Source organism: Algibacter sp. R77976 (genome assembly GCF_044594645.1).
GTDB lineage: Bacteria > Bacteroidota > Bacteroidia > Flavobacteriales > Flavobacteriaceae > Algibacter_B.
On the sequence record NZ_CP138989.1, the window covers coordinates 3,609,599 to 3,632,132 of the forward strand.

Annotated in this window: 20 protein-coding genes; 13 read left to right on the forward strand and 7 right to left on the reverse strand. The window is 29.8% G+C overall.

What is annotated here, in order from left to right:
- Window positions 1-91 precede the first annotated feature (91 nt).
- The 7 genes from SJY43_RS15490 to SJY43_RS15520 all read right to left on the reverse strand — a co-directional run bounded on the left by SJY43_RS15490 (window position 92) and on the right by SJY43_RS15520 (window position 10,603).
- Window positions 92-1,312, reverse strand: coding sequence for a DGQHR domain-containing protein (locus tag SJY43_RS15490; protein WP_396601648.1), 1,221 nt, complete (start codon window positions 1,310-1,312; stop codon window positions 92-94).
- A 9-nt stretch (window positions 1,313-1,321) separates the two neighbouring features.
- Window positions 1,322-2,122 carry a hypothetical protein gene (locus SJY43_RS15495; RefSeq protein ID WP_396601649.1) on the reverse strand — a complete coding sequence of 267 codons (801 nt, stop codon included), beginning with the start codon at window positions 2,120-2,122 and terminating at the stop codon, window positions 1,322-1,324.
- 3 nt (window positions 2,123-2,125) lie between these two features.
- Entirely contained in the window at window positions 2,126-4,117 is a 1,992-nt protein-coding gene (locus SJY43_RS15500; protein ID WP_396601650.1) for a site-specific DNA-methyltransferase, read from the reverse strand.
- A 111-nt stretch (window positions 4,118-4,228) separates the two neighbouring features.
- The gene (locus SJY43_RS15505) at window positions 4,229-6,511 is read right to left on the reverse strand and encodes a DUF3987 domain-containing protein (protein WP_396601651.1); all 2,283 of its coding nucleotides are present in this window, start codon (window positions 6,509-6,511) and stop codon (window positions 4,229-4,231) included.
- Window positions 6,512-6,515: 4 nt separating this feature from the next.
- Complete coding sequence (locus SJY43_RS15510) at window positions 6,516-6,821, reverse strand: helix-turn-helix domain-containing protein (RefSeq protein WP_396601652.1); 306 nt, start codon at window positions 6,819-6,821, stop codon at window positions 6,516-6,518.
- Window positions 6,822-7,005: 184 nt separating this feature from the next.
- Window positions 7,006-9,384: a hypothetical protein gene (locus SJY43_RS15515; protein WP_396601653.1), complete on the reverse strand. Its 2,379-nt coding sequence runs from the start codon at window positions 9,382-9,384 to the stop codon at window positions 7,006-7,008.
- A 1-nt stretch (window position 9,385) separates the two neighbouring features.
- Window positions 9,386-10,603 (reverse strand): tyrosine-type recombinase/integrase, encoded by a 1,218-nt coding sequence (locus SJY43_RS15520; protein ID WP_396601654.1) that lies wholly within the window; start codon window positions 10,601-10,603, stop codon window positions 9,386-9,388.
- 337 nt (window positions 10,604-10,940) lie between these two features.
- On the opposite strand from SJY43_RS15520, the gene SJY43_RS15525 reads away from it, so the two are divergent.
- The 13 genes from SJY43_RS15525 to SJY43_RS15585 all read left to right on the forward strand — a co-directional run bounded on the left by SJY43_RS15525 (window position 10,941) and on the right by SJY43_RS15585 (window position 22,412).
- The gene (locus SJY43_RS15525; RefSeq protein ID WP_179007457.1) at window positions 10,941-11,735 is read left to right on the forward strand and encodes a cation transporter; all 795 of its coding nucleotides are present in this window, start codon (window positions 10,941-10,943) and stop codon (window positions 11,733-11,735) included.
- Between the two features lie 165 nt (window positions 11,736-11,900).
- The gene (locus tag SJY43_RS15530) at window positions 11,901-12,422 is read left to right on the forward strand and encodes a hypothetical protein (protein ID WP_396601655.1); all 522 of its coding nucleotides are present in this window, start codon (window positions 11,901-11,903) and stop codon (window positions 12,420-12,422) included.
- A gap of 503 nt (window positions 12,423-12,925) precedes the next feature.
- Window positions 12,926-13,774: a DUF6896 domain-containing protein gene (locus SJY43_RS15535; protein ID WP_396601656.1), complete on the forward strand. Its 849-nt coding sequence runs from the start codon at window positions 12,926-12,928 to the stop codon at window positions 13,772-13,774.
- Window positions 13,775-13,917: 143 nt separating this feature from the next.
- The gene (locus tag SJY43_RS15540; protein ID WP_396601657.1) at window positions 13,918-14,376 is read left to right on the forward strand and encodes a hypothetical protein; all 459 of its coding nucleotides are present in this window, start codon (window positions 13,918-13,920) and stop codon (window positions 14,374-14,376) included.
- 229 nt (window positions 14,377-14,605) lie between these two features.
- Window positions 14,606-14,890, forward strand: a complete 285-nt coding sequence (locus tag SJY43_RS15545; RefSeq protein ID WP_396601658.1) for a putative quinol monooxygenase — start codon at window positions 14,606-14,608, stop codon at window positions 14,888-14,890.
- Window positions 14,883-15,713: a helix-turn-helix domain-containing protein gene (locus SJY43_RS15550; protein ID WP_396601659.1), complete on the forward strand. Its 831-nt coding sequence runs from the start codon at window positions 14,883-14,885 to the stop codon at window positions 15,711-15,713. The genes SJY43_RS15545 and SJY43_RS15550 overlap by 8 nt, the downstream gene beginning before the upstream one ends.
- A 326-nt stretch (window positions 15,714-16,039) precedes the next feature.
- Complete coding sequence (locus SJY43_RS15555) at window positions 16,040-17,359, forward strand: S41 family peptidase (RefSeq protein WP_396601660.1); 1,320 nt, start codon at window positions 16,040-16,042, stop codon at window positions 17,357-17,359.
- Window positions 17,360-17,666: 307 nt separating this feature from the next.
- Window positions 17,667-18,668: a DNA-binding protein gene (locus SJY43_RS15560; protein ID WP_396601661.1), complete on the forward strand. Its 1,002-nt coding sequence runs from the start codon at window positions 17,667-17,669 to the stop codon at window positions 18,666-18,668.
- 1 nt (window position 18,669) lies between these two features.
- Window positions 18,670-19,110: a type II toxin-antitoxin system death-on-curing family toxin gene (locus tag SJY43_RS15565; protein WP_396601662.1), complete on the forward strand. Its 441-nt coding sequence runs from the start codon at window positions 18,670-18,672 to the stop codon at window positions 19,108-19,110.
- A 902-nt stretch (window positions 19,111-20,012) separates the two neighbouring features.
- Window positions 20,013-20,303: a helix-turn-helix domain-containing protein gene (locus SJY43_RS15570; RefSeq protein WP_396601663.1), complete on the forward strand. Its 291-nt coding sequence runs from the start codon at window positions 20,013-20,015 to the stop codon at window positions 20,301-20,303.
- The gene (locus SJY43_RS15575) at window positions 20,303-21,157 is read left to right on the forward strand and encodes a reverse transcriptase family protein (RefSeq protein ID WP_396601664.1); all 855 of its coding nucleotides are present in this window, start codon (window positions 20,303-20,305) and stop codon (window positions 21,155-21,157) included. The genes SJY43_RS15570 and SJY43_RS15575 overlap by 1 nt, the downstream gene beginning before the upstream one ends.
- A gap of 136 nt (window positions 21,158-21,293) precedes the next feature.
- The gene (locus SJY43_RS15580; RefSeq protein ID WP_396601665.1) at window positions 21,294-21,713 is read left to right on the forward strand and encodes a hypothetical protein; all 420 of its coding nucleotides are present in this window, start codon (window positions 21,294-21,296) and stop codon (window positions 21,711-21,713) included.
- Between the two features lie 285 nt (window positions 21,714-21,998).
- The gene (locus SJY43_RS15585) at window positions 21,999-22,412 is read left to right on the forward strand and encodes a hypothetical protein (protein ID WP_396601666.1); all 414 of its coding nucleotides are present in this window, start codon (window positions 21,999-22,001) and stop codon (window positions 22,410-22,412) included.
- The last annotated feature ends 122 nt before the right edge of the window (window positions 22,413-22,534 follow it).

Sequence of the window (22,534 nt, forward strand, 5' to 3'; positions counted from 1 at the left end):
TATCTACAAAAAGCCTTTATTTATCAACACTTTACAACCACTAATTAATGTTCCTTAATGCCTTTTAATTCTTCCTAAAAACAAATACTATTTACACAGGTACTCCAATTGCTTCTGCCAATTCTTTAAATAATTGACTTTGCAAACCACCTGAACCTGAACCTGCATATTTGCTATTTTCTCCAAATAAAACTTCTGCTTTTGTTTTATTTGAATTATTATTTACAACTGTTAGTTTTTTGAAAATATTTTCAAATATTGAAGTAAGTTGATTCATTTCTAAATCCATTAAATTAGTTTTATCATAGTCTGGAAACAATCCTAATTTCATCATTTTATTTATATGTCCTAATAATTTGATGAATGCACTTAATCCGGTAGTTTTTGTAAGTATTGTTGACATGCTTTTATCTATAGAATCTGGCCAATAGTCACTTAGAACTGTTTTAACAGCATTAAAGTAGCTCACATAAACCTTAGGTAATTTTTTATATAATTCACCGTCTTCTTTGTAGTCTTCAGTAACTTCTCTCCAAGTTCCTCTTGAACCAAAATGAGATAATAGTGCTTGCATTAAAAAGGACTGAGAGACAAAACCTTGTTGCTTTTTGAAATTTTGAATAAAGCCATTTAAAGGTGATTTCTTAGAGCTGTTTAAGTATTTCCCTAACTCGTGCGCGATGTATAAATTACTCTTAGCTTTATCTTTATAATCTACTGGTGGTTCTCCAAAAATATCATAGTATAATGAGCGATCTACAGGTTTTTGATTGAAGTTAACACTAGCAAAAATACTTGCTTGCTCCCATAAGTCATAATTAACAAGAATGGTACAATTAAATTTATACTCGTTAATCTTATTTATTTTTTTATTATCCTTATCAATGCTATTATTAAGTTCTTCATACAATTTAAGCATTGCTTTCATTCTATGCTGACCATCAACAATTAAGCAACTCCCTTTTTCTTCAGGAAAATTAAAGCTTGAAATATCTGCTTCTTTTTTTATTGTTTCTAACTCTATATCAATACCTAAAATTAATGAAGACGGAAATAAAACTTCCTCTTTACTTGACTCATCAAACAAAGTCTTTTCAATATATTTCTTTATACCTTTTACCCTTTGTTCGTTAGTGGGTCTTTGGTAGTATTTATCTAAAAGTGTATCGTTTTCAATTTCTGAATCGCTAGAAGCAAACCAATTAGATTTCTCTCTTTCAGTAAACTTAATAACCCTATTTAAAACCTTAAAAGGTACAGCGGTAATAAATATACGTTTATCTTCTTTATTATATAATTCTATTGCTTTCATAACCCTATTTTATTGTTCTAAATCATCATCAGAAAACATATCTTCTTCTAGTTGATTACTTTCAACAGCACCTTCGTTTCCTATTACTAAGTCTTGTTCTTCCTGTTGATTCTCTTCTTCAATATTTTCAATATTACAACAATCTTCTATTTGAGTTTTCAAACTGTCTAATTCTGATTTTAAATCATCGACACTAGCTATGTTCTTTTTATCAACAAAGACTTTTACCTCTGCTAAAACAGTATCCCGTATTTCATCTTTAATATTAGTGTATTTTTCACGCATTTCAGATTTAGCAACCTCTTCTGCTGTTATTTCGGCTGTTATTTTCGCGGTATCTTTTGCTACTACTTCCGCCGTTTTTTCTGAAGTTTCTGTTGCAGTTTCTAAAGCATCTTTTTTCATTTCTTTTATTGACTTAAAACCAAAAAAACCTGCGATAGCAAGTAGAATACCTAAAAGAGCTGAGGATAGAGATACAAAATTAGATTGTTCCTGTTTTTGACGTAACAACTCTTTATTGCGTTCTTCAAAATCAGTAATTAACTTGTTAACTTCTTTGTAAATCTTCTCATTATTTTTAGTCGTAGTTTCTTTAAAATCTAAAAGAGGTTTTTTAATTGAATCTCTTGCATACGTTGAATCAATTTTTAAACTATAAATGAGATTTACTTCATTTTTGTTGATCTCTGCTGTTTTAGGCATCAAATTATAACCTAGCGTTAGAATAGCAATAACACAGCTAAAAACAACTAATACCGAAACTATATTAGTGAAGTGTACAACTTTATTTAATCGTTCGTTCTCCATAACTTATATCACTTTCATTTCAGTATTAGGGCTTAATTGCTTTAGCAATTGCTTTACGTTTTCTTTGGCGGTATCGTCTTTAAAACCGCTATCTTTAAACACCACACGTAAAGGTTGGTAAGTAGCAATTTCTTTGGCAAAAGCTTCATCTACACCATTTGCAAAACACGCCATTAGGTAATTGCTATCTACTTTAAACACTTCTTTACCTTGTATGGTTAGGGTTTCTGTTTTTAAGGTTAATGGTAAACCCCAATCTAATAGTATTTGTGTGAGTAAATCTTCTGAAGTACGGTCTTCTTTTATATTATCTGCAAACACATCTAACTGAGCCTGGTCGTAATCTTGAGGTTTGTAATAGACATCTTGCATGTTACTACTTTCAACTTTAAACACTTTAAAACCATAATCTATATTAGCATTAGTTTCTTCTTTTATTTGAGCTGCAGCTCTACGAATACGTTCTTTGCCTATTTGAGGAATTGTATAATAACCTGTTTTTCTTGCTTCACTATCTTTTTTAACAATAGGAAACCCCGTCTCTTTATCCATTACATATTTTTCTTTTACCAGACCATCTTTATCTGTAAACTTTTCAGTAACACCTTCATATGTTATTTCAGGTAATTGTACCATAATGTATTTTCTATTACCTCCATCTTCTGCATTTAATTGCATAATTGCGTGAGCAGATGTTGCTGAACCTGAGAAGAAGTCTAAAAGAATATCATCTTTATTTGTACCAAATATTGATAATTTCTTTAAAAGACCTACTGGCTTTGGATTTGAGAAAATGCCAGTTTTATTGAATAAAGATTTAGACTCATTCGATGCGTGAGTATTTAATATTCCCTGAATAATATTTTTATAAGGCGAGCTTCTTTTAATTTTATTTCCTTCATTATCTACATTTAGATATATTTTATAGTAAACACCCCATCCACACTCTTTCGATGATGATTCTTGTATTTCAATAAAACCATTTTTCAGACCCCATTCTAGTTTATTTTTACCCCATTTCCATCTCCATCCATCATTCAACTTACTCGTTCTACCATTAGGAAATACCTCTGCACCACTTGGTGTAGCTACACCGTAATCAAGAGTTTCGTGATACCCTAGTGTTCCTCTATCTAAATTATCATAATAAAATGGTCCTCTTTCTTCATAATATTCATCTTTATATTTATACCGGTTATTGTCGTGTGCAGCCTCATCTTGATTTAAATTCAATTTTGATATATTTTTGGAATAAACTAAAATATATTCTGTAATAGTGGCTATATTTTTTGCGTCAGATGATCCAGTTTTCTTCTGCCATATTAATTCGCAAACAAAGTTGATTTCACCAAAAATTATATCACAAACCTTACGAAGGTTATGTATTTCATTATCATCAATAGACACAAAAACAGCACCATCTTCAGTTAATAAATTGCGTGACAATTTTAAACGAGGGTACATCATAGAGAGCCAGTCGCTATGGTAACGCCCAGCAGTTTCTGGGTTGGCTACTAAACGGTTGCCATACTCATCTGTTTGGTCGGTTTCTTCTTTAAACTCTGCACTATCTTGTGTAAAATTATCTTTATATACAAAATCTTTACCTGTGTTGTAAGGTGGGTCTATGTATATCATTTTAATTTTACCTAGGTAGCTTTCTTGTAAAATTTTAAGTACTTCTAGGTTATCGCCTTCTATGTACATATTTTCTGTAGTGTCAAAATTTACAGAATCTTCTCGTACTGGTCTTAATGTTTTTGTGGTGGGTAAATTGGCGGTTACAATCGCTTCTTTTTTACCAGGCCATTCTAAACGATAGCGTTCTTTTGCGCCTTCTACAACTTCGTGGTTTAACTCTTGTTTTAGTAGGTCGAAATCTATGGCTTTGCCTTCTGCTGTTTCTGTAACGCAGTTAGGAAATAAAGCTGCAATTTTTTCTATATTTTGATTTACCAAGTCTGGTGTGGTAAGGTCTAGTTTGTCTGTACTCATTGCAATTAAAATGTTGTAAGAAATTTACAAAAGTGTGAAAAGTAAAAATATAAATATTTTAAGTATCTATAGCAAGAGAAATGCGGTTTTTAAGGAAAGTGAGGGGAATATTTACTTAGTCCCCTTAATTTCCTCACTTTTCTCACTTTCTTCTTTTGTTGGATTATAATAATTGCCTTGTGATTCTCTTACTAAAAACTTGGTTTTACAAAGATTAGTAATATATCGCTCTGCGGTTTTTGATGTAATAGTTAACTGCTTAGCATAATTTTGAAAATCTTGTGTTGTAAAACGTAATGGCAAGTTTTCTACAAATTGTTGTTTTTTGTTTTTGTATTTTATTGCTTCTTTATCTTGCGGTAAACTGGAATACACCTTACTACTGTGTTTTATTAAGGCTTTTACCATTGTAAGTGTTGTTTGAAAATCTTCATCAGAACAAAACAAAGGATTTGAAACATCTCCAGTTTCTAGTATTCGTAAAACGGTTAAAATCATACTAATTCTAAACGCTATAATACCCATTCTTTTTATTGATGAATTGTACTCTAAAGGATTTACATTTAGATAGTATAAATTAATTTTTGAAAAAAATTGATTGAATACTTCTTGCTGTTCTTCAGTATATGAAAACTGAATTTCTGTATTAGTAATTAGTTGTCTGTATAACTCGTAGAATTGGCTACCTAATTGATCAAAGTAATCATTTAAACCTTTTTTAGTATCAATAGCAAATACATTTTTCCAATTAGTACTTGTCGGCATTTGATAGAACATAAAGCGACTGAATAAGCCGTTTTCAGCATTTGGCATTAACGCCAACACTTGTTTTGGTGTTCCTGTTAATGCACAAGACAAACAAGGTTCCTCAATCTCTACATATTCTCTATCTGTTCTGCGAAAATATTTTATTGTTTCGTGATGAAATGCATTCCTAAAACCATCTGAATAATCGCCATAATCTGTTTTAAAGTTTTTGGCCAATGTGTCTGCTTCGGTTTCAAAAATTAGTCCTCTGCCTTTACTATCGTGTAATAATTGAAACATACCTGTTGAACTATTATTTGCAGGAATAAATAACATTCTAATTGGTGGTTTTGGTGGTTTTTTTAAATTTTCATCTTTCGCTTTACTCTTATTGTATTGTGCTAATTCTACATCATACTCGGCTTCCATTAGTTTTGCTTCTTCACGCATTGTTTTGTGAATTTTATTTACCAATCGTTTGCAAAATTTTAGTTTTCCTTTTCCTGAAGCTGCTGCCGCTGTCACAAATAAATACAAATTAGAATATACTTTATCTCCATCATAGATACCGTATATTTTCGGCAAACAAGCACTTATTGCTGTTATCGCACCTAATATCATTATATCTTTTTCTTGGTCTGTTTTAGTATGTTTAACTACGTGTTGAAGGAACTGCGGAAGTTGAGGAATTAAGGAAGTTGAGAATGTTGGACTATCTGAATAAGCTTCTTCTTGTAGTTCGTCTTTTGGTGTTAGCAATTCTTCTACCATAGGTTCTTTATATGGCTTTATATTATTTTGATGTGCCATATAGTAAAATGTAGAAATATTTACACCTTTACCCTTTGCTTTTAAACAATTGGTAAATTGTTTATCGCATTCTTGATAATTGTATTTTATATAAAATCTACTAATTCTATGATAGTATTCTCTTCCTGCTTCTCCGTATTCTCCTGAAATAGCAAAACCTAAATTTCGCCACATTTCATAATTGCCTGTAATATCAGTTGCTGTTTTTTCTATTTCAGAGATATAAGCTTCAATATCATTAGTTACTTTATTGTTTTGTTTTATTGTCGGTGCTTCTAAGGGTTTTATAGTAACCTCAAATGTATCTGCATTAGCATTGATAAAACAATCTTCATCAGACGACACAAAACATAAACGACAAATATCGCTTCCAGAGGTATCAATATCAATATTTAAGGCTTGTTCGTAATACGCTACAACTTGCTTGTAGGCTTCTTTATGATTTTCTTTTGTTGTGTTTACTTTTACAATAATTTTTAAACCTCTACCACTAGGACTAACAAATGAAGCATAGGTATAAGGTGCTAAACGCGTGGTATTTTTTATTAATTGCAAATGTGAAGTATCTAATTTATCAATATCTAAAATTACATATTTACTATACGTATTTACCTTATCAATACTTCTACCATTATTGAAAGTGCCTGATACTGTAAAAGCAATTAATTGCTTTTTAAGTTGGTCTGCACCTTGTTTGTTGTCATTACTAATTAGGTTTCTTATATTGCTGATTTCAGCTTTATAAGTGCCTATTTTAATATCATTTAGGATTTTTTCTAAAGGCTTATCCTCAACCTTGTTTACGAAGTCTTTAAAGACTGATACGACAGCTTGCATAATTTTAGATATTTACAGTATAATCTCTTCTATTAGTTTTAAAGGCTTTTTTCTGGTTCTTATCTAAAAGCTTCTGCACATCGCTCATTCTGTAATAGATTTTAGAGCCTATTTGAGAAAATGATACGATACCTTCATCGCGCCACGTTTGGGCGGTGCGCTTGCTAATATTCATTAGCTGCAAAAATTCTTGATTGTCGAGAAACGTGTCGTCTGGTGACTTCTGTTTTTCTTCTAGTTTTTTGTTTAGAACATCTAAACGATTAATTAATTCTTTGTACTGTTGTGCACTTAAAATAATTGCTTCCATTTTGTGAAATTTTAATGATTATGACAACAAAGATTGGTGTAAACAGATGCTAAAAACACTTCAGGCACTAGGGTTTAGAGTAAGGTGTAGAGTGTAGAGTGCCATAAAAAAACAGCTAACCTAAAAGGGATTAACTGTTGTTTATGCATAAAATATTTTAATATTGTGCTTTACCTGTAGAGTGTTATTTTAGTGTATTTAGCACAGAATCGATGTTTTTTGAAGTAGCAGGAACTTTTTGAGTTCTTAATTTTTTTCTGTCATACTGTTCACCATTTTCTTGGATAAAACAATTTATAGTAACTGCCCATATTTCTTGTTTTACATTTTCAACGTATTTTAAGTTGTTATGCAGTTGTTTAATGAAATATGAAAGTTCACTAATATTACCAGTCCAAACAATTGGTTTTTCTATTTTATTACCGCTAAATACTTTTTTAAAAATACTTAGACTTGTATCTTCTGCTATAAGCTTGTTTCTTTTTAGCGAATCTCTTAAATCTGTTAAACTTGCTGACTCCAATCTCAATTTTTTATAGGTAAATGACTGATGCTTTAATTTTGGTTTAGTTTTTGGAATTTTAATTTCTGTCTTTAAAATTTGTTGTTCTAAATTGTTTTTAATTTCAGTAAGAAATAAAAGTTTTGTTTCAATTATGTAAGCTACATCAATGTTTTCAGCACGATCTCTGTATTTTTCATTACGAGTAACAATATCTAAATAGTAATCATCATTACTATTTATTTTTCTCCATTTTGAAACGTATTCATTTACATTAATTAAAAGGCGGTTTAAGTACGGAATATCTCCATCAAGAAATATTTCTTTTATGTACGTATTTATTTTGTCTGTATAACTCGAATATTGGCTTTCAATTTCTTCTGAAGACAATTTTACACCTGATTTTTCACTTTCTAAGAATAAGATCAACTCATATTTATTTATTGAATTAATTTTTTCTATTATATCTTTTGTAATGGTATTTATCACTTGTTTTTGATTTAGCTTCTTTCCGTCTGTATTTGCGGTTTCTAATTTATCATAATTAGTTTTTTGTTTATTACCAATTAAGCCATTTTTAAAGTCCTGTAATACATTTTCTGTAGCTTCTTTAAATAGGTAAAAATGATTAGCGTAATGCTTCCATACGTGAATTGCATATTTATTCTCGTATTGATCTGGCTTATATTCAATATAATTAGGATGCCAATAGGTATCGTGATATATTTTTTTAAATGCATCCGCTCTTTTGGTCGGTGTATGTGTCTTAAATTGGTTTACGGATAGTGTTAGGTATTTATTAATTTCAAAATCATTTAAAGGCTTTATTTTTTCATAAATCGACTTTAAAAACACATTGTATAAATCACCAGAAATATATGTATCAAAATATGTCGGGTCGAATTTATGAGTTTCCCAAAGTTCATCACATTTCGTTTTATACTCTACAGCCTCAATCGCTAAACGCTTTTCCAACTCCTCTACTAATAAAACTTCTTCGTTTTCATCATTCTTGTATTCACCGGACATATCTGGTTTAACGTTGTATGTTTTATTTGAGGCACTTATAGATTCTAACTTATTTAATTCTTTATCAATTATTGTAATTAACTCCTTGATAGATGTAAATTCATTAGGAAACAGAAGTTTTTCTTTATCAATATAAATCGGTTCTTCTGGATCAACATATTCAACTTCAAAAAAAGTTTTTGTTTTCCTTAAATATCCAAGTTCTAATTGTTTCTCTTTAGTATATTTTTTTTCTATTTTTTCATAAGCTCTCTCGGTTTCTTCTTTAGAATAAAAACATTCCTGGGCTGTTTTCATACTCCATAAATACCAACCTATATCTTCTTTTAAATATTCTAAAGCATCTTTATCTAATTTGGTAATATCTTTTATGAGGTTATATAATTGTAAATTACTGATGAGCTGACCTCTTAAATTGTCTAAAGTAGCGGATAATTCATCGTTGATTTTTTTTGATTCCCTTTCCTTAATTTCAGCTTTCATTTTATCAATAATAGCATCTAATTTAGGTTTTTTCTTTTTCTCTTCTACTGATTCTAAAATACTTATAAACTTTGAAAGTCGTTCAGTTAAAGCCATATACTTAATAAACTCATCTATTTCCTTTTTATCAAAACTATAAAGCTCATCATTTAAAACAGCTTCAAAATACATTTCATCCTCTTGTTCTACTTTTTCAAGTAATTGGTATTCTTCTGTAAGTTGTTCAATGCCTTCGTAATAATTACTTATGAAATTCCGGCAAATACGTTCTCGGTAACTATAAAAATCTCCGTCGTGATGTTCTAATTCATATTTGTTAAGAAAAGCTGAAACATATCCAGCAATATTTGAGTTGCATTTAGCTATCTTCTTTTGAAGTTTCTTTATCTCTTTTTTGGTAAACTTATCCTTTTCATTATCATTTAAACAAGTAGAATAAAGCATCCTATCTTTTTCGCTATTCTCATAACCGATTGATTCTAATTTACCATCTACAACTTCTGTTAAACGGTCTAATATTTTGATTTCAATTTGTGAAAATTCACCCATATTAATTGATGTATTTATCTACCGCATTATCTAACTCACTACTTATTATTTTTGCATAAACTTGTGTAATACCAATATCTGAATGGTCCATAAGTTTAGAAACGTGTTCTATACGCATACCGTTATTTAATGCCCTAGTCGCAAATGTATGTCTGCTTATGTGAAAGCTTAAATTGAAAGGTAGTTCTAAACGTTTACCCATTTTTCTCAAATACATATTACTTAATGCTATTGCTCTTCCGGTTATTAAATTTCTGTGCTCTTTATCTGTAAAATAGGTTTTATCAATATTTGCAAAAGGGAAAATTATATCTTCTTGCTTCTGGTCTTTTTGTTGATACTTCTCTAATATTTCAACTGCTTTTTGACCTATTCTAACGCTGTGCTGTCTGTTTGTTTTTCTGATTATCTTTGTTATTCTTCCGTTTTTCTTATCGTAATTCTTCCATTTTAGCTCTAGCATATCTCCAAACCTTAAACCACCTGCAAAGACTGAAAATATAAACATATCTTTTATAATCTGTGCTTTATCTTTATTTGAAACTTCTAAATCCATAAAGTCCTGAAACTGTTCAGCAGATAAATAGCGTTTTGTACTCTTTTCTTTTTTTACTGTGAACTTGTTAAAGGGAAATAAATCTAAAGGTATTAAATCTTCTTTTTGTGCTTCCTTAAACATTATCTTCATAATCTTTAAAGAAAAATTTATAGTCGTATTATTATTGCCTAATGTGGAACTACAATAGGATGCGAAATCCTTTAAAGTTGTAACTGTAATATCTTCAAACATCAATTCTCTATGTCCTACAAACTTTTCAAACTTCTTTAAATAAGTTTTATAATTCTTATACGTTGAATATGCTAAAGTGTCTTTTCGCTTTTCACAAAGGTTATCAGAGTAATCAAAAAAGTTCGTTAAAGGTTTTCCCTTAATGGCCTCTTTTAGTTTTCTTGCTGTTGTAGATTGGTTTCTTCTTTCTAGGTCTGCAATTTCTCCTTTTGCATCTGCTACCTTTTGAGAAATGTAAGCGTTTAGCCTTGTAGAATTACTATGATTCTTCTTTACTTTTTGCTTATCTTTATCCCATTCATTAGGCTTTAATTTTAGGCTTAACGAAATGAATTTAGTTTTGCGGTCTTTGATAACCCTTAAATAAAGAGGTGCTTCTCCTGCTTTATCTATCTTGTTGTTTCTTAAAATTAGTTTTATTGAAGACATAAAGTACTGGTTTTAAAGGTATGCAAAGCGGTGCAACCGAGTACCAAGGTACAACAACAGGTACAACAAAACAAGCATTTTAGCGCATTTTGTTGCATTACTTTAGTTTAGTAAAAATACATAAAGCATTGAATTTAAAGGGTTTTAGTGAAATTTAGAGTAACTGAACGCAGTATCTATATAACACCGTGTATAATTAATTGCTTGGTTATCGCCTACTTACGAAAATCCTCGCGGATTTTCTATTCGGTTTTTATTTGCTAACTTTCGTGCTTAAAACACGCAACTAATCATACACAAAACCGTTGTAAGTAATGCCGAAAAACCCAGAAACCAAGTGAATAAAACGATATTTGAAATTACCAAAATGGACTGTCCTTCAGAGGAAAATCTAATCCGAATGAAATTGGACGGAATTTCAAGTATAGCGAATTTGGACTTTGATATTCCGAATCGAAAATTGACTGTTTTTCACAGCGGAGAAATTGACCAAATAGAAAAGTCAGTTATCGAACTGAATTTAGGCGGAAAAAAAATCTCAACGGAACAAACCGACCAAACGGAATTTAAAGAAAACGCAAACCAAAAAAAGCTACTTTGGTCTGTACTTGCAATTAATTTTGCTTTTTTCATTATCGAAATGACAACAGGAATTATCTCAAAATCAATGGGACTTGTTGCAGATAGTTTGGATATGCTTGCCGACAGTTTCGTGTACGGAATTAGTTTGTTTGCGGTTGGAGGAACTATAGTTAAGAAAAAGCGGATTGCAAAACTTGCTGGGTATTTTCAAATAACACTTGCGATTATTGGATTTGTGGAAGTTTTAAGAAGATTTTTTGGAGACGAGAAACTTCCCGATTTTTCGACAATGATTATCGTTTCGATTTTTGCACTTATCGCAAACGGAATTTGTCTTTACATTTTGCAAAAGTCAAAAAGCAAAGAAGAGGCTCATATGAAAGCGAGTATGATTTTTACATCAAATGACGTGATTATCAATTTAGGAGTAATAATTGCTGGAATTTTGGTAAATTGGTTGAGTTCGAGTAAACCTGATTTAATTATCGGAACAATCGTTTTTGCGTTGGTAATTCAAGGTGCTTTCCGAATACTGAAATTGAGCAAGTAAGCGAAAAAGCACTACTTACAACATTGTATATAAAAAATTGCTATTTTGTCCTTAACCAATGTGAGTTGCTTTGTTTGCTTGCATCTGATTTTCCTTCGGAAAATCCTCGCACTCAAACACGCAACATTTCATATACGTAACCGTTGGCAATAATTAAAAAGCGAAATGAAAAAGGAATTCAAAACTGAAATTATTGAAACTAAACAACCTATTAAATTATATAGTATAATATTTGGAATACTTTATTTATTAGCGAATTTTTATCTTTTTTTATATAATAAAGAAAATCAGAACATTTATTTAAAATATTTAAGTTTAATAATATTATTATTTGGAGCATATTATATATTCGGAGAATCTTTTAAAAAACCGAAAGTAGTCGGAGTATTTAAAATAAGTGAAAAATATATTTCAATCAATTTGGACAGAATTGAAAATAAAATTGGAATAAATGAAATAGAAAGTATTTTTCTAAAATATATGGGTTATGGAAGTTTGACAACTCACTCAATTTATGGAAATAAAAACTACCTGAAAATTTTAAAAAAGAATGGAGAAAACTATAATTTTGAAATACTTTTGAGAGACAAAAAAATGAAAAATGAATTTAAAAATGTTTTGAATAATATTGAAATAAATGAAAAATTTAATTTCACGAAAATCAATAATTCGAAAACTGAATTTTAAAAAACTATTGCCAACACCGTGTAAAAAAAATTGCTAGTAAAAGCCTACTTACGAAAATCCTCTCGGATTTTCTTGGTTCGTGTTTTATTTACTAAATTTATTGCTTAAACCACGCAACTTTCCTTACACAACAACGTTGCCATTCATTGCGCAACGCACTCTGAACGAAAAAAGCCTGGTTTATTTTTCGATTTTTTTTTTGAGTTTTAAGATATAAAAAACGAAAAACTCTCTTGCGGAATTTTCAAAAATTCACCGAATTATTACTCAAACTCTGAATTGAATTGCATCTGACTTTTTAACTTGCCTGCCTGTCGGCAGACAGGTTTGCGGAATCGAAAGCTGAAATAAAAACCCGAACGAAATGCGGAATTTAGCCACCTGCGGAATTAATAAAAGTTGACAGAATAAAACGCTAATGAACTACCTCAAGAGCTGAACTTGTAAATTGCATCTGACCTTTTAGCTTTTCTGAGGAATCGGAATTAAGTAGAAACCTTGAAATGAAAAAACAACGAAATGGCAACAACGTGTATAAAAAATTGCTATTTTGTACTAACCAAAACGGAGTTGCGTATTTGCACACATCTGATTTTCCTTCGGAAAATCCTCGAGCACAAACAACGCAACTTTCCATACACAAGAACGTTGGCAACAAGCTGAAAAAAATGACGATAAACATCAAAAAACCTCTTGAAATTGAAAAAGTCCGAGAACTTTTAAATGAAAATGAGACTTTATTGTTTGTCGTTACTGATGAGAAATTGACAAGAAATTACGTATTAGATTTACAAAAGGAATTACCTAATTATGTCGTGACTCGAATTGAATGGCTGAATAAACTGAATATTCTTCCAAGTATATCAACAAAAGTAGTTTTGGAAAATATACTTGAATTTCATCATTGTATTGAATTGTTTGATAAAACAGCTCATTCTCTAATGAACCTAATGGCTGAAACATTCGACATTAATCTGAATAACTCTAATGAGATTTACGAATTAAAAACCAAAAAAAGCGAAAATCAAAGAGGAGAAGTAAATAATGAATGGAAATATCATTTTCACGGAAAAGGCTGCTCATTTACAAATACAAATACGGAGCAGTTTTTAGATATTCAAATTAACAACGGAATTGAGTTTGGAGAATTGGACACTTATTATTTAATGAAATTTATTCAAACAACGGAATCATTAAAAAAAGTAAGTCAAATTTTAGACAATAAGACTGAAAATATGCGAAAAGTAATTGAAACATTATGGAGTTTTGATTATCTAATAGAGTTACCAAATGGAATAAATAATGAATTAATATTAAATCGGAACAAAAAGCCAGTTGCCAACACCGTATAAAATTAATTGCTAGTTGTAGCCTATTTACGAAAGTCCTCGCGGACTTTCTTTGTCAGTAATTATTTACTAAATTAGTTGCTTGAAATACGCAACAAACCATATACAACAACGTTGTGTGTAATTAGAGAAACCCAGAAAATACTATGAAATTGAAATTAATTTATTTGACTTTTATTATCGGATTTTTAAATATCTCGATAATTCATTCTCAATCTGACCTGAAACTTGTAAAAAAGAAAAACGGAAAAACAGTTCACTTTACAATGGTTGACAAAACACCTTTCGAAAGTGATTGTGACGGAATTTCGGACGAAAAAGAAAGGACGCAATGTTTGGAAAAAAGTTTACGTAACCAAATTCTGAATCTGATTGAGAAAGACTATGAATATTCTGGAGAAATGTATGTTTGGTTTACAGTAGACAAAAAAGGAAACGTGTCTGATATTGCTACTAAAGGATATCCAAGCTCACCTGAATTTGAAAAAGATATTAAAAAAGCAGTTGCGGAATTAAATCTGACTAAATCGACTTACCGAAAACGGAAAGTTAATGTTAGATGTTATACTCGTGTTCTGCCAAAAGTTATTAATCCGAAAAAATAACTACACACAACATTGTATAAAAATAATTGCTTGGTCTGTGTGTACTCGGAAAATCCTGCGGATTTTCCTCTGGCTAGTTTTTGTTTACTAAATTAGAGGCTTAACCACGCAACTATTCTTATACGTAACCGTTGGCAACAAGCTGAAAAACATTCAGATTACCAATGTCGCTTTTTTACAATCATACAATACTCTTCTTTTTAATATTTGCATTGTAAAACATATCAATATGAAAAAAGTAATAGTAGTACAAGCAAGTGTAAAAGAAACTAAAATAGAAGAATTTTTAAAATTAGCTAAAACTATGGTTAACGAGAGTATTTCTGAAAGTGGATGCTTAACATATAAGCTATCAAAAGATGCCTATAAGAAAAATGAATTCTTTTTCTATGAAAAATATGAAAATGAAAAGGCTGTTGAAAAGCACAATTCATCTGAACATTTTAAAAATTTCATAAATTCTGTAATACCTCTGTTAACTAAAGAACCATTAATAGAAAACTTTAATGCTTAAGAACAAATCTTATAAACCAAGTTCATTTCTTTCAAAATATATAGACAGATTTTACACTTTTGAAAAATCGAACTCTGAATATTTCGAACTTCCTTCCATACTTCCAGGAACTGGATTAGAATTAGTGTTTTATTTAGAAAACCCTTTATCTGTTAATGAAAAAACACTTCCAAAATCACACACAATTTGTCCAAGAAGCATTCTGAATTTTGACAAAGAAAAAAATGTGTCATTTTTATCTGTAAGATTTAAAAGTGGAGCTTTTAGGCATTTCACATCAGTCCCTTTTTCTGAATTAAACAACAACTATTTTTCTGTTGAAGATTTATGGAAGGAAAAAGGGAGAGACTTAATGAAGAGACTTGAACACATTTCAGGAATTCAGAACAAAATTGAAGAAATTGAATCGTTTTTGATTAATAATTTTAATGCATATCATAAAATTGAAAACGATAAGTGGGATTTAATTGTGGACGAATTGTATTATGGTTTTGACAGTAATACAATAGAAATACTATCCAAAAAAGCCAATTTAAGTCTACGTCAATTTGAAAGAGGTTTTAAGTCTCAATTTGGAATAACAGCTAAAGAATTTCAGAAAATTACACGATTCCAAGATGTAGTAAAGAAAATACTTCTCAATAGAAAGACTGATTATTTAAGCACTATTTTAGATAACGGATATTTTGACCAAAGCCATTTTATTAAAGAATTTAAGTCATTAACAAAAAAGACACCTTTGGAGTATTTTATTAAAGAAAATTTTGAAAGTCATTTCTATCATAAGTCCGTTAATAAAAAGCCAGTTGCCAACAAGGTATAAAAAACATAGGGCGTTTGTGTTAAACCGAAAGGATTGTGTTTATTTACTAAGTCGCCAAATATAAAATTTGGCATTTACTAAAAATGATAAAAGCAAAATATTTATATTTGGCTTAGTACCAATTCGAAACGTATCGCCTATCACCTGCCCTACGTTTCTTATACTCAACGTTACCTACAATCCCTCATAGAAACCCCAAAATTCTTCAGCCCGTTGGCTAACGTAAAAATGGGTATATTGAGGCTTAAAAAATAAAAGAAAATGAGAAAATCAAATTTTATTAAACCGCTGAATTTCCATAACATATTTTTACGTTAGTCAGAATTATGAAAAAAACCAACATCCTACTAATAATTATACTTTTTTCCAATATTTGCTTTGGACAAGAAAAATGGTTGATTAAAAATCCAAATAGTTTTGACTATTACATCACAACCGAAATTAAAGATGGAGAAATTATCGGAAAAACAAGAAACAATGCTCTGAAAGATATTGTTGGTGGATTCAAATTTACAATGGCAAAAATGGCAACTTCTGTTAAATATCCCGAAATTGTATATTTTAAAGGACCTATAAACGAAAATGTATTTGACGGAAACTTTCAAATGATTTTTAGTCAAAAAAAGTTTAAAGGATTAATTAAAAATGATTCCATACTAATTACTTTAATAGAAAAAGACAGTTCAGAAACTAAAATAAACGGAATTAAAATTAAAGAAATTAAACCGATAAGAGATTATAAAAAAACCTTTAATGAAATATTCGCTTTAACAGAAAAAAATATTTATAATCAATCTTTTTTAAAATCAAAGCATTGGAGAAAGTTTAAAAAACGAATGTTAAAATTAAGTAGTAACATTAATGACGATTTAGAACTTCAAATTGCTTTTTCTGCATTTGCTAGAGATTTTCCTTTTTCACATTATTATCTTTATAAATCACAACCCGAAAATGAAAATAAAAGTGCTAATCCCAATTTTGCTAATATAAGTGAGATTAATAGTAAAACTTGCGTTTTAAAAGTCAAAAGTTTTTCTGGCTCTAAAGAACAAATGGATAGTTTAATAGACATCATTGACAATAAAAAATATCAAAATTTAATTATTGACTTACGTAACAATCCTGGTGGAAATCATATATCAGCTTTTCCATTAGCTGAATATATAATTGACAAACCTATAATTGCTGGCGTTTTTCCTAATAAAAATTGGTATAAAGAATTTGACAGAACACCAAATCAAGAAGATTATTCAAAATTCACAGAATTTAGTGGGGGAACAATGGATAATTGGTTTGAAATAGCAATTAAAAATTATGGAACGTATTTTAAAGTAATTCCATCTAAAAAACATTTTAATGGTAAAGTTTTTATTTTAACTAATAATAAGACAGCAAGTACTTGTGAACCATTTGTTTACGGATTAAAACTTCACAAATATGCAACAATAATCGGAGAACATACAGCTGGTGCGATGTTGTCATCAAATGAGTTTGATTTGGAAAATGGAATTACATTGAGAATACCATTGAATGATTACATTACTTATTCTGGGGAAAGAATTGATAAAAAAGGAATTGAGCCTAATATTGAAGTAGAATCTGGAAAAGCACTTGAATATACATTAGGTAAAATAATGAACAATTAACTGTAGGTAACACCGTATAAAATTAATTGCTGGTTCTAGCCTACTTACGAAAGTCCTTGCGGACTTTCTATCTGTGATTTATTTGCTAACTTTAGTGCTTGAAACACGCAACTAATCTTATACAAACACGTTATGTGCAAGCTAAAAAAGCATCGTGCATTAATCAAAATATTGAATAAAAAGCTGCGAAATGGTTTGAATTAATGTATTTTGTGAATCGGATTTATAACCATTTTTTCTGAGTTATTAACATCCTATCCGCATAAGTGCGGTTAGCATATAAAAGTTATCAACAAAATTTGCATAAATGAAAGATTTAACTTCTTCAAATATAGATAGACAGAACATATTAAATAATCCTCTAGTATTAAGCAATCTAAGAGATTACTTTGGTGTTCCTGGAATGCTATTTCAAGAAGAATATAAATACACTAGGCAACAAATATCTGAATTTTACCAAATAGACATAGCAACAATTGATAGATATCTTGAGAATTTTGAAAAGGAACTCAAGCACAATGGATATGTTGTCTTGAAAGGTAAAAACCTTAAAGAATTTAAAACTGATTTTGGTCACATCATAAATCTTTCAAGTAAAACATCACAATTAGGAGTATTTAATTTTAGGTCATTTTTAAACTTAGGAATGCTATTGGTTGAAAGTGAAATGGCAAGAGCATTAAGAAGTAAAATTCTTGACATTGTGATTGATACTTTAAATGAAAAAGCTGGAGGTTCGACAAAGTACATAAACCAAAGAGACGAGGACTTTTTAAATGCTATACTAAAAGAACCACACTATAGAAAAGAATTCACTCAGGCTTTGAATGCGTATTTAGATTTAGGGAATTTTAAATACGCTATATACACAAGTAAAATTTATGAATGCATTTTCAAAGAAAATGCTGTAGAATATAAAAAAATACTTAATCTAAGTGAAAAGGAGAATGCTAGAGATACAATGTATTCAGAAGTTTTAAAACTTATAGCCTCTTTTGAGACAGGTCTTGCTCACGAAATGAAAGAGAAATATAATTCTCTTGGTAGAAAACTAACAAAATCTGAAATGGACTTACTTCTATTTCAGTTTTCAGAACATCCTTTATTCAAGCCTTTAATTGAAGATGCAAGAATAAAAATGGCTAGTAGAGATTATGGATTTAGAAAAGTATTCCACGATAGTTTAAAAAACTATATCAATACTGTATCGCAATCTGATTTTGAGAGATTCTTAGGGGATAAGAGTAAAGCTTTAGAAGAAAGAATTGACGAAAACATTGATGTTTTTAAACGTCTTAAAAATCGATAGTATGGCATTTATATATTTCGATTTTGATTACGCAGTTAAAGAGCACGATTATATAATCGAACATTCTGGCGGAATGACTGGAGCAAAGGATTTAGGACAACTTCACGCTACATTAGATTTTGTTCAAGATGACAACTATTATCCAGAATTGGAGGACAAAGTTGCTTATCTGTTTTATTCCATAAATAAAAATCACGCTTTCAATGATGGAAATAAAAGGTCTTCTATTGCACTAAGTGCATATTTTTTGGAAATTAATGGACTTGACCACCTTGTATCTAAATTCATTTCATCAACTGAAAATGTTGCTGTGGATGTTGCTGATAATATAATAGACAGAGACTTACTTAAAGAAATCATCACTTCTATTATTTACGAAGAAGATTTCAGCTACGAATTAAAACTGAAAATAATAGAGGCTAAAAGCAATAGAATAGGGTAAAGCCTGCACATAACAATGTATAAAAATAATAGCGGTTTAACTGCTAAAACTAAAGTAAGTAAATATAAAAAAGTTAGTGTTTAACCGAAAAGTTAGTACGTGTAAATCCGCTACTATTCTTATACGAGACCGTTGGCAACAAGCTGAAAATACACTTTCCGACCATTTAAAATGTTCCTGAAACACATCAAAATATATATTTATTTAACTCACAGTTAATTTTTTATCATTTTTCTTGTGTAATTGAATTATACATACTATATTTGCATCATAGTTCTTTGAAAGAGTTTTGAAAATTGAAGTAATTAAATTCAAAAACAACTAAAGTGTATTAAGTTACACAACCAATTATGGTTCTATTGGCGACAGCACATACAGATACACGCGTTTACGCAGTTGATGAGATGTTAAGACATATTTAGGCAACCCCTAAAAACGTTAGAAGTCATATTCTGAAAAGAATAACACCAATAACTGCTATTTTGATTAAGACATTTTAATAGTTTTATAGTGGCAAGAATAATTTTGGGGTGATAATGTGGACAACGCATATTGAATTTAATTACGAGCGTATTGTAAATAGGCAAGAGACAATTCCGTCTCTAATTAAATTATTTAAAATATGTGTAAAAAACATTATCAAAACATTGATAGTCTTATATTGAATATAAGAACTATCCTTTCCGAGGACCGTTGTTTATTATCGGAAGAAGAAAAAGTTCAATTAAATAACACTATTAGTTATTTAGAAAACTCTAAAAAATCAGACTATAAAAAGCCTATTGATTGGAGTATTGTTTTCAGAGCAATTGAAATACTTTTAAAGGTATTTACAAATTTTGAAAATTTGAATGATTTTTTTTAACTGACACCCCTTAATTTTTTTTAAAATAAACAATAATATGGACTTAGGACTTGCAATAAAATCAATTAGAAAACAAAAAGGTTTGAAACAAAACCAATTTGCAGAACTTTGCGACATTACACCTTCGTACTTATCGCAAATAGAGAATAATAACAAAGAACCAAATCTTTCAATTTTAAAGATTATTTCTAATAACCTTGGTACACCATTACCAATTTTATTCTTCTTATCATTAGATAATGATGATATAAACCCAGAGAAAAAAGAAGCATTCCAAATGATTGCTCCTTCTATAAAATCATTAGTTAACCAATTTTTTGCTGCCTAATGATTAAGTCAACTAAGTATTTAGCATATACATTAAAAGTTGATTTTAAAGAGATTGATTCCATTATACAAAACATAGATAATTATTACAGAGAAAAGATAATTATAAAACTAGACAAGTTTGGAAACCCTAAACTTGACAAAAATGGAAAACCCAAACAACGAATTATAAATCCAAGCATTAACAGACTGAAAGTAATTCAAAAAAGAATACAAAAAAATATTCTTTTAAAAATAGAATTACCAAACTATGCGTTTGGTGCAGTTAAAGGAAAAGATAATGTTGATAATGCAAAACAACATCAAGGAAAAAAATATAAATTCACGACTGATTTAAAAGATTTCTTCCCTTCTATTACTAATAAAGCAGTTAACGAAATGTTTGTGAAACAAGGTTTTTCACATCAAGTATCTAGCATTTTGACTAAACTAACTACTTTCAAAGGAAAAATACCACAAGGAGCTCCAACTTCGTCTACACTTGCAAACTTAGTTTTTATGAAAACTGGAGATTTGTTATTTGAATATGCTCTACAAAACAATATGACTTTTACTTCTTTTGTTGATGATATGACTTTTTCATCTGCAATAGACTTTAAAGGTAAGATTCCAGAAATATTAGCGATTATAACAAATGAGTACAAAATAAGTCACAAAAAAACCAATTATTCAAGAAATCCAAATATTACAGGATTACATCCAATGAATAATCACTTAAGGTTACCAAAGTCATTTATGGATAAATTGGAGTCAACAGAAGAAAGAACAGCAGCACAAAAAGCTGGTTTATTAATGTATAAGGAAAAAGTTGACATTGCAAATTACGGAAAAAAGCCAGTTGCCAACACCGTATAAAATTAATTGCTAGTTCTAGCCTATTTACGAAAGTCCTCGCGGACTTTCTATTTGTGGTTTATTTGTTAACTTTAGTGCTTAAAACACGCAACTAATCTTATACATCAACGTTGCCAACCATTACTCACTCAAAACTATGAAATACCTTGAAATTATAAATTCAGTCATTTTAGTTGGACTAACAGTTGCATATTTTGTGCAGAATAATAGTTTGAAATTTATGAAATCTGCAATGGATTCATACCAACCTGAAAAACTGAAACAAGCTCAAGAATTTATTGAAAAAGGAAATGAGCATAAAATGAACTTATTAGTTTCTAAAAAGATTGACGGAATTTCTAAAAAAAGTATGGAAAGATTTATCGAGGCAAATAAAACTTTTCACGAACAATTTGACGAACTGATTTCAATGCCAATTGCAATTTTGAGAACAAAAAATTGGGAAGAAAGAGAAGCCTTTTTAAAAACTTTACCAAAGAATGCTGAAAATTTGAGAAAGATTTTGGAAGCGATGGATGACGGGAAATTCGATGAATGGAATGACAAACAAAAATAGTGTGATATTCTCTTCCAATTAAATATGATTTTTCAGAAATCAAGCCATTTTTATAAAGAGAATAGAACTGAATATCGAACTGATTTGAATTATCTTTTTTTAACATAAAATATGATTTTAAAATTAATAATCTGAATAAAAAACGGTTGGCAACACCGTATAAAAAAAATTGCTATTTTGGCTTAATCTAAAGGTCATTGCTTATTTGCTTGCATCTGATTTTCCTTCGGAAAATCCTCGCACGCAAACACGCAACTTTCCTTATACATAAACGTTACCCAACATTTGAAAAAAGCTACTTACATACAATTTAAAGCTCCAAAAACGGAACAAAAAACTCAATCAGACGGAATTGTTAAACGGACTTTTAAAAGTGCAATCGTCGGAATTTTGACCTTTATAATTCCCAAAGCGAATCCTGATTTTGAAAATAAAATTGACCTAGTAGAAAACTGGCTCATTGAATTGGGTTTTGAAACTGGAATCCCTGAACGCGAAATCGGATTAAATAAAAATGGACAAGTGATTTTGAAAATGCCATTTAAGAATAATTATGGATATTGGACTGACAACAACTTAATGTTAAAAGATTTCAAAAAACATTTTAAAACTTCAGAAATCAATAATACGGATTTTGAAAAATATTGGAATTTATTTGACCAAATAGCGGACAAAAAAACGTTGGGTAACACCGTATAAAAATAATGCGTAGTTTAGTGCTTAATCAAGAGTCCGTGCGCTTTTGTTACATCTGATTTTCCTGCGGAAAATCCTCGCACACAAAAACGCACTATTCTTATACATAACCGTTGCCCACAATT

Coding starts and splice junctions, on each gene's coding strand:
- SJY43_RS15505 (WP_396601651.1), bottom strand. CDS start 6,511: ATGCAAGCTGTCGTATCAGTCTTTAAAGACTTCGTAAACAAGGTTGAG.
- SJY43_RS15575 (WP_396601664.1), top strand. CDS start 20,303: ATGATTAAGTCAACTAAGTATTTAGCATATACATTAAAAGTTGATTTT.
- SJY43_RS15535 (WP_396601656.1), top strand. CDS start 12,926: ATGAAAAAACAACGAAATGGCAACAACGTGTATAAAAAATTGCTATTT.
- SJY43_RS15540 (WP_396601657.1), top strand. CDS start 13,918: ATGAAATTGAAATTAATTTATTTGACTTTTATTATCGGATTTTTAAAT.
- SJY43_RS15545 (WP_396601658.1), top strand. CDS start 14,606: ATGAAAAAAGTAATAGTAGTACAAGCAAGTGTAAAAGAAACTAAAATA.
- SJY43_RS15560 (WP_396601661.1), top strand. CDS start 17,667: ATGAAAGATTTAACTTCTTCAAATATAGATAGACAGAACATATTAAAT.
- SJY43_RS15570 (WP_396601663.1), top strand. CDS start 20,013: ATGGACTTAGGACTTGCAATAAAATCAATTAGAAAACAAAAAGGTTTG.
- SJY43_RS15550 (WP_396601659.1), top strand. CDS start 14,883: ATGCTTAAGAACAAATCTTATAAACCAAGTTCATTTCTTTCAAAATAT.
- SJY43_RS15495 (WP_396601649.1), bottom strand. CDS start 2,122: ATGGAGAACGAACGATTAAATAAAGTTGTACACTTCACTAATATAGTT.
- SJY43_RS15500 (WP_396601650.1), bottom strand. CDS start 4,117: ATGAGTACAGACAAACTAGACCTTACCACACCAGACTTGGTAAATCAA.
- SJY43_RS15565 (WP_396601662.1), top strand. CDS start 18,670: ATGGCATTTATATATTTCGATTTTGATTACGCAGTTAAAGAGCACGAT.
- SJY43_RS15580 (WP_396601665.1), top strand. CDS start 21,294: ATGAAATACCTTGAAATTATAAATTCAGTCATTTTAGTTGGACTAACA.
- SJY43_RS15490 (WP_396601648.1), bottom strand. CDS start 1,312: ATGAAAGCAATAGAATTATATAATAAAGAAGATAAACGTATATTTATT.
- SJY43_RS15530 (WP_396601655.1), top strand. CDS start 11,901: ATGAAAAAGGAATTCAAAACTGAAATTATTGAAACTAAACAACCTATT.
- SJY43_RS15515 (WP_396601653.1), bottom strand. CDS start 9,384: ATGGGTGAATTTTCACAAATTGAAATCAAAATATTAGACCGTTTAACA.
- SJY43_RS15520 (WP_396601654.1), bottom strand. CDS start 10,603: ATGTCTTCAATAAAACTAATTTTAAGAAACAACAAGATAGATAAAGCA.
- SJY43_RS15510 (WP_396601652.1), bottom strand. CDS start 6,821: ATGGAAGCAATTATTTTAAGTGCACAACAGTACAAAGAATTAATTAAT.
- SJY43_RS15555 (WP_396601660.1), top strand. CDS start 16,040: ATGAAAAAAACCAACATCCTACTAATAATTATACTTTTTTCCAATATT.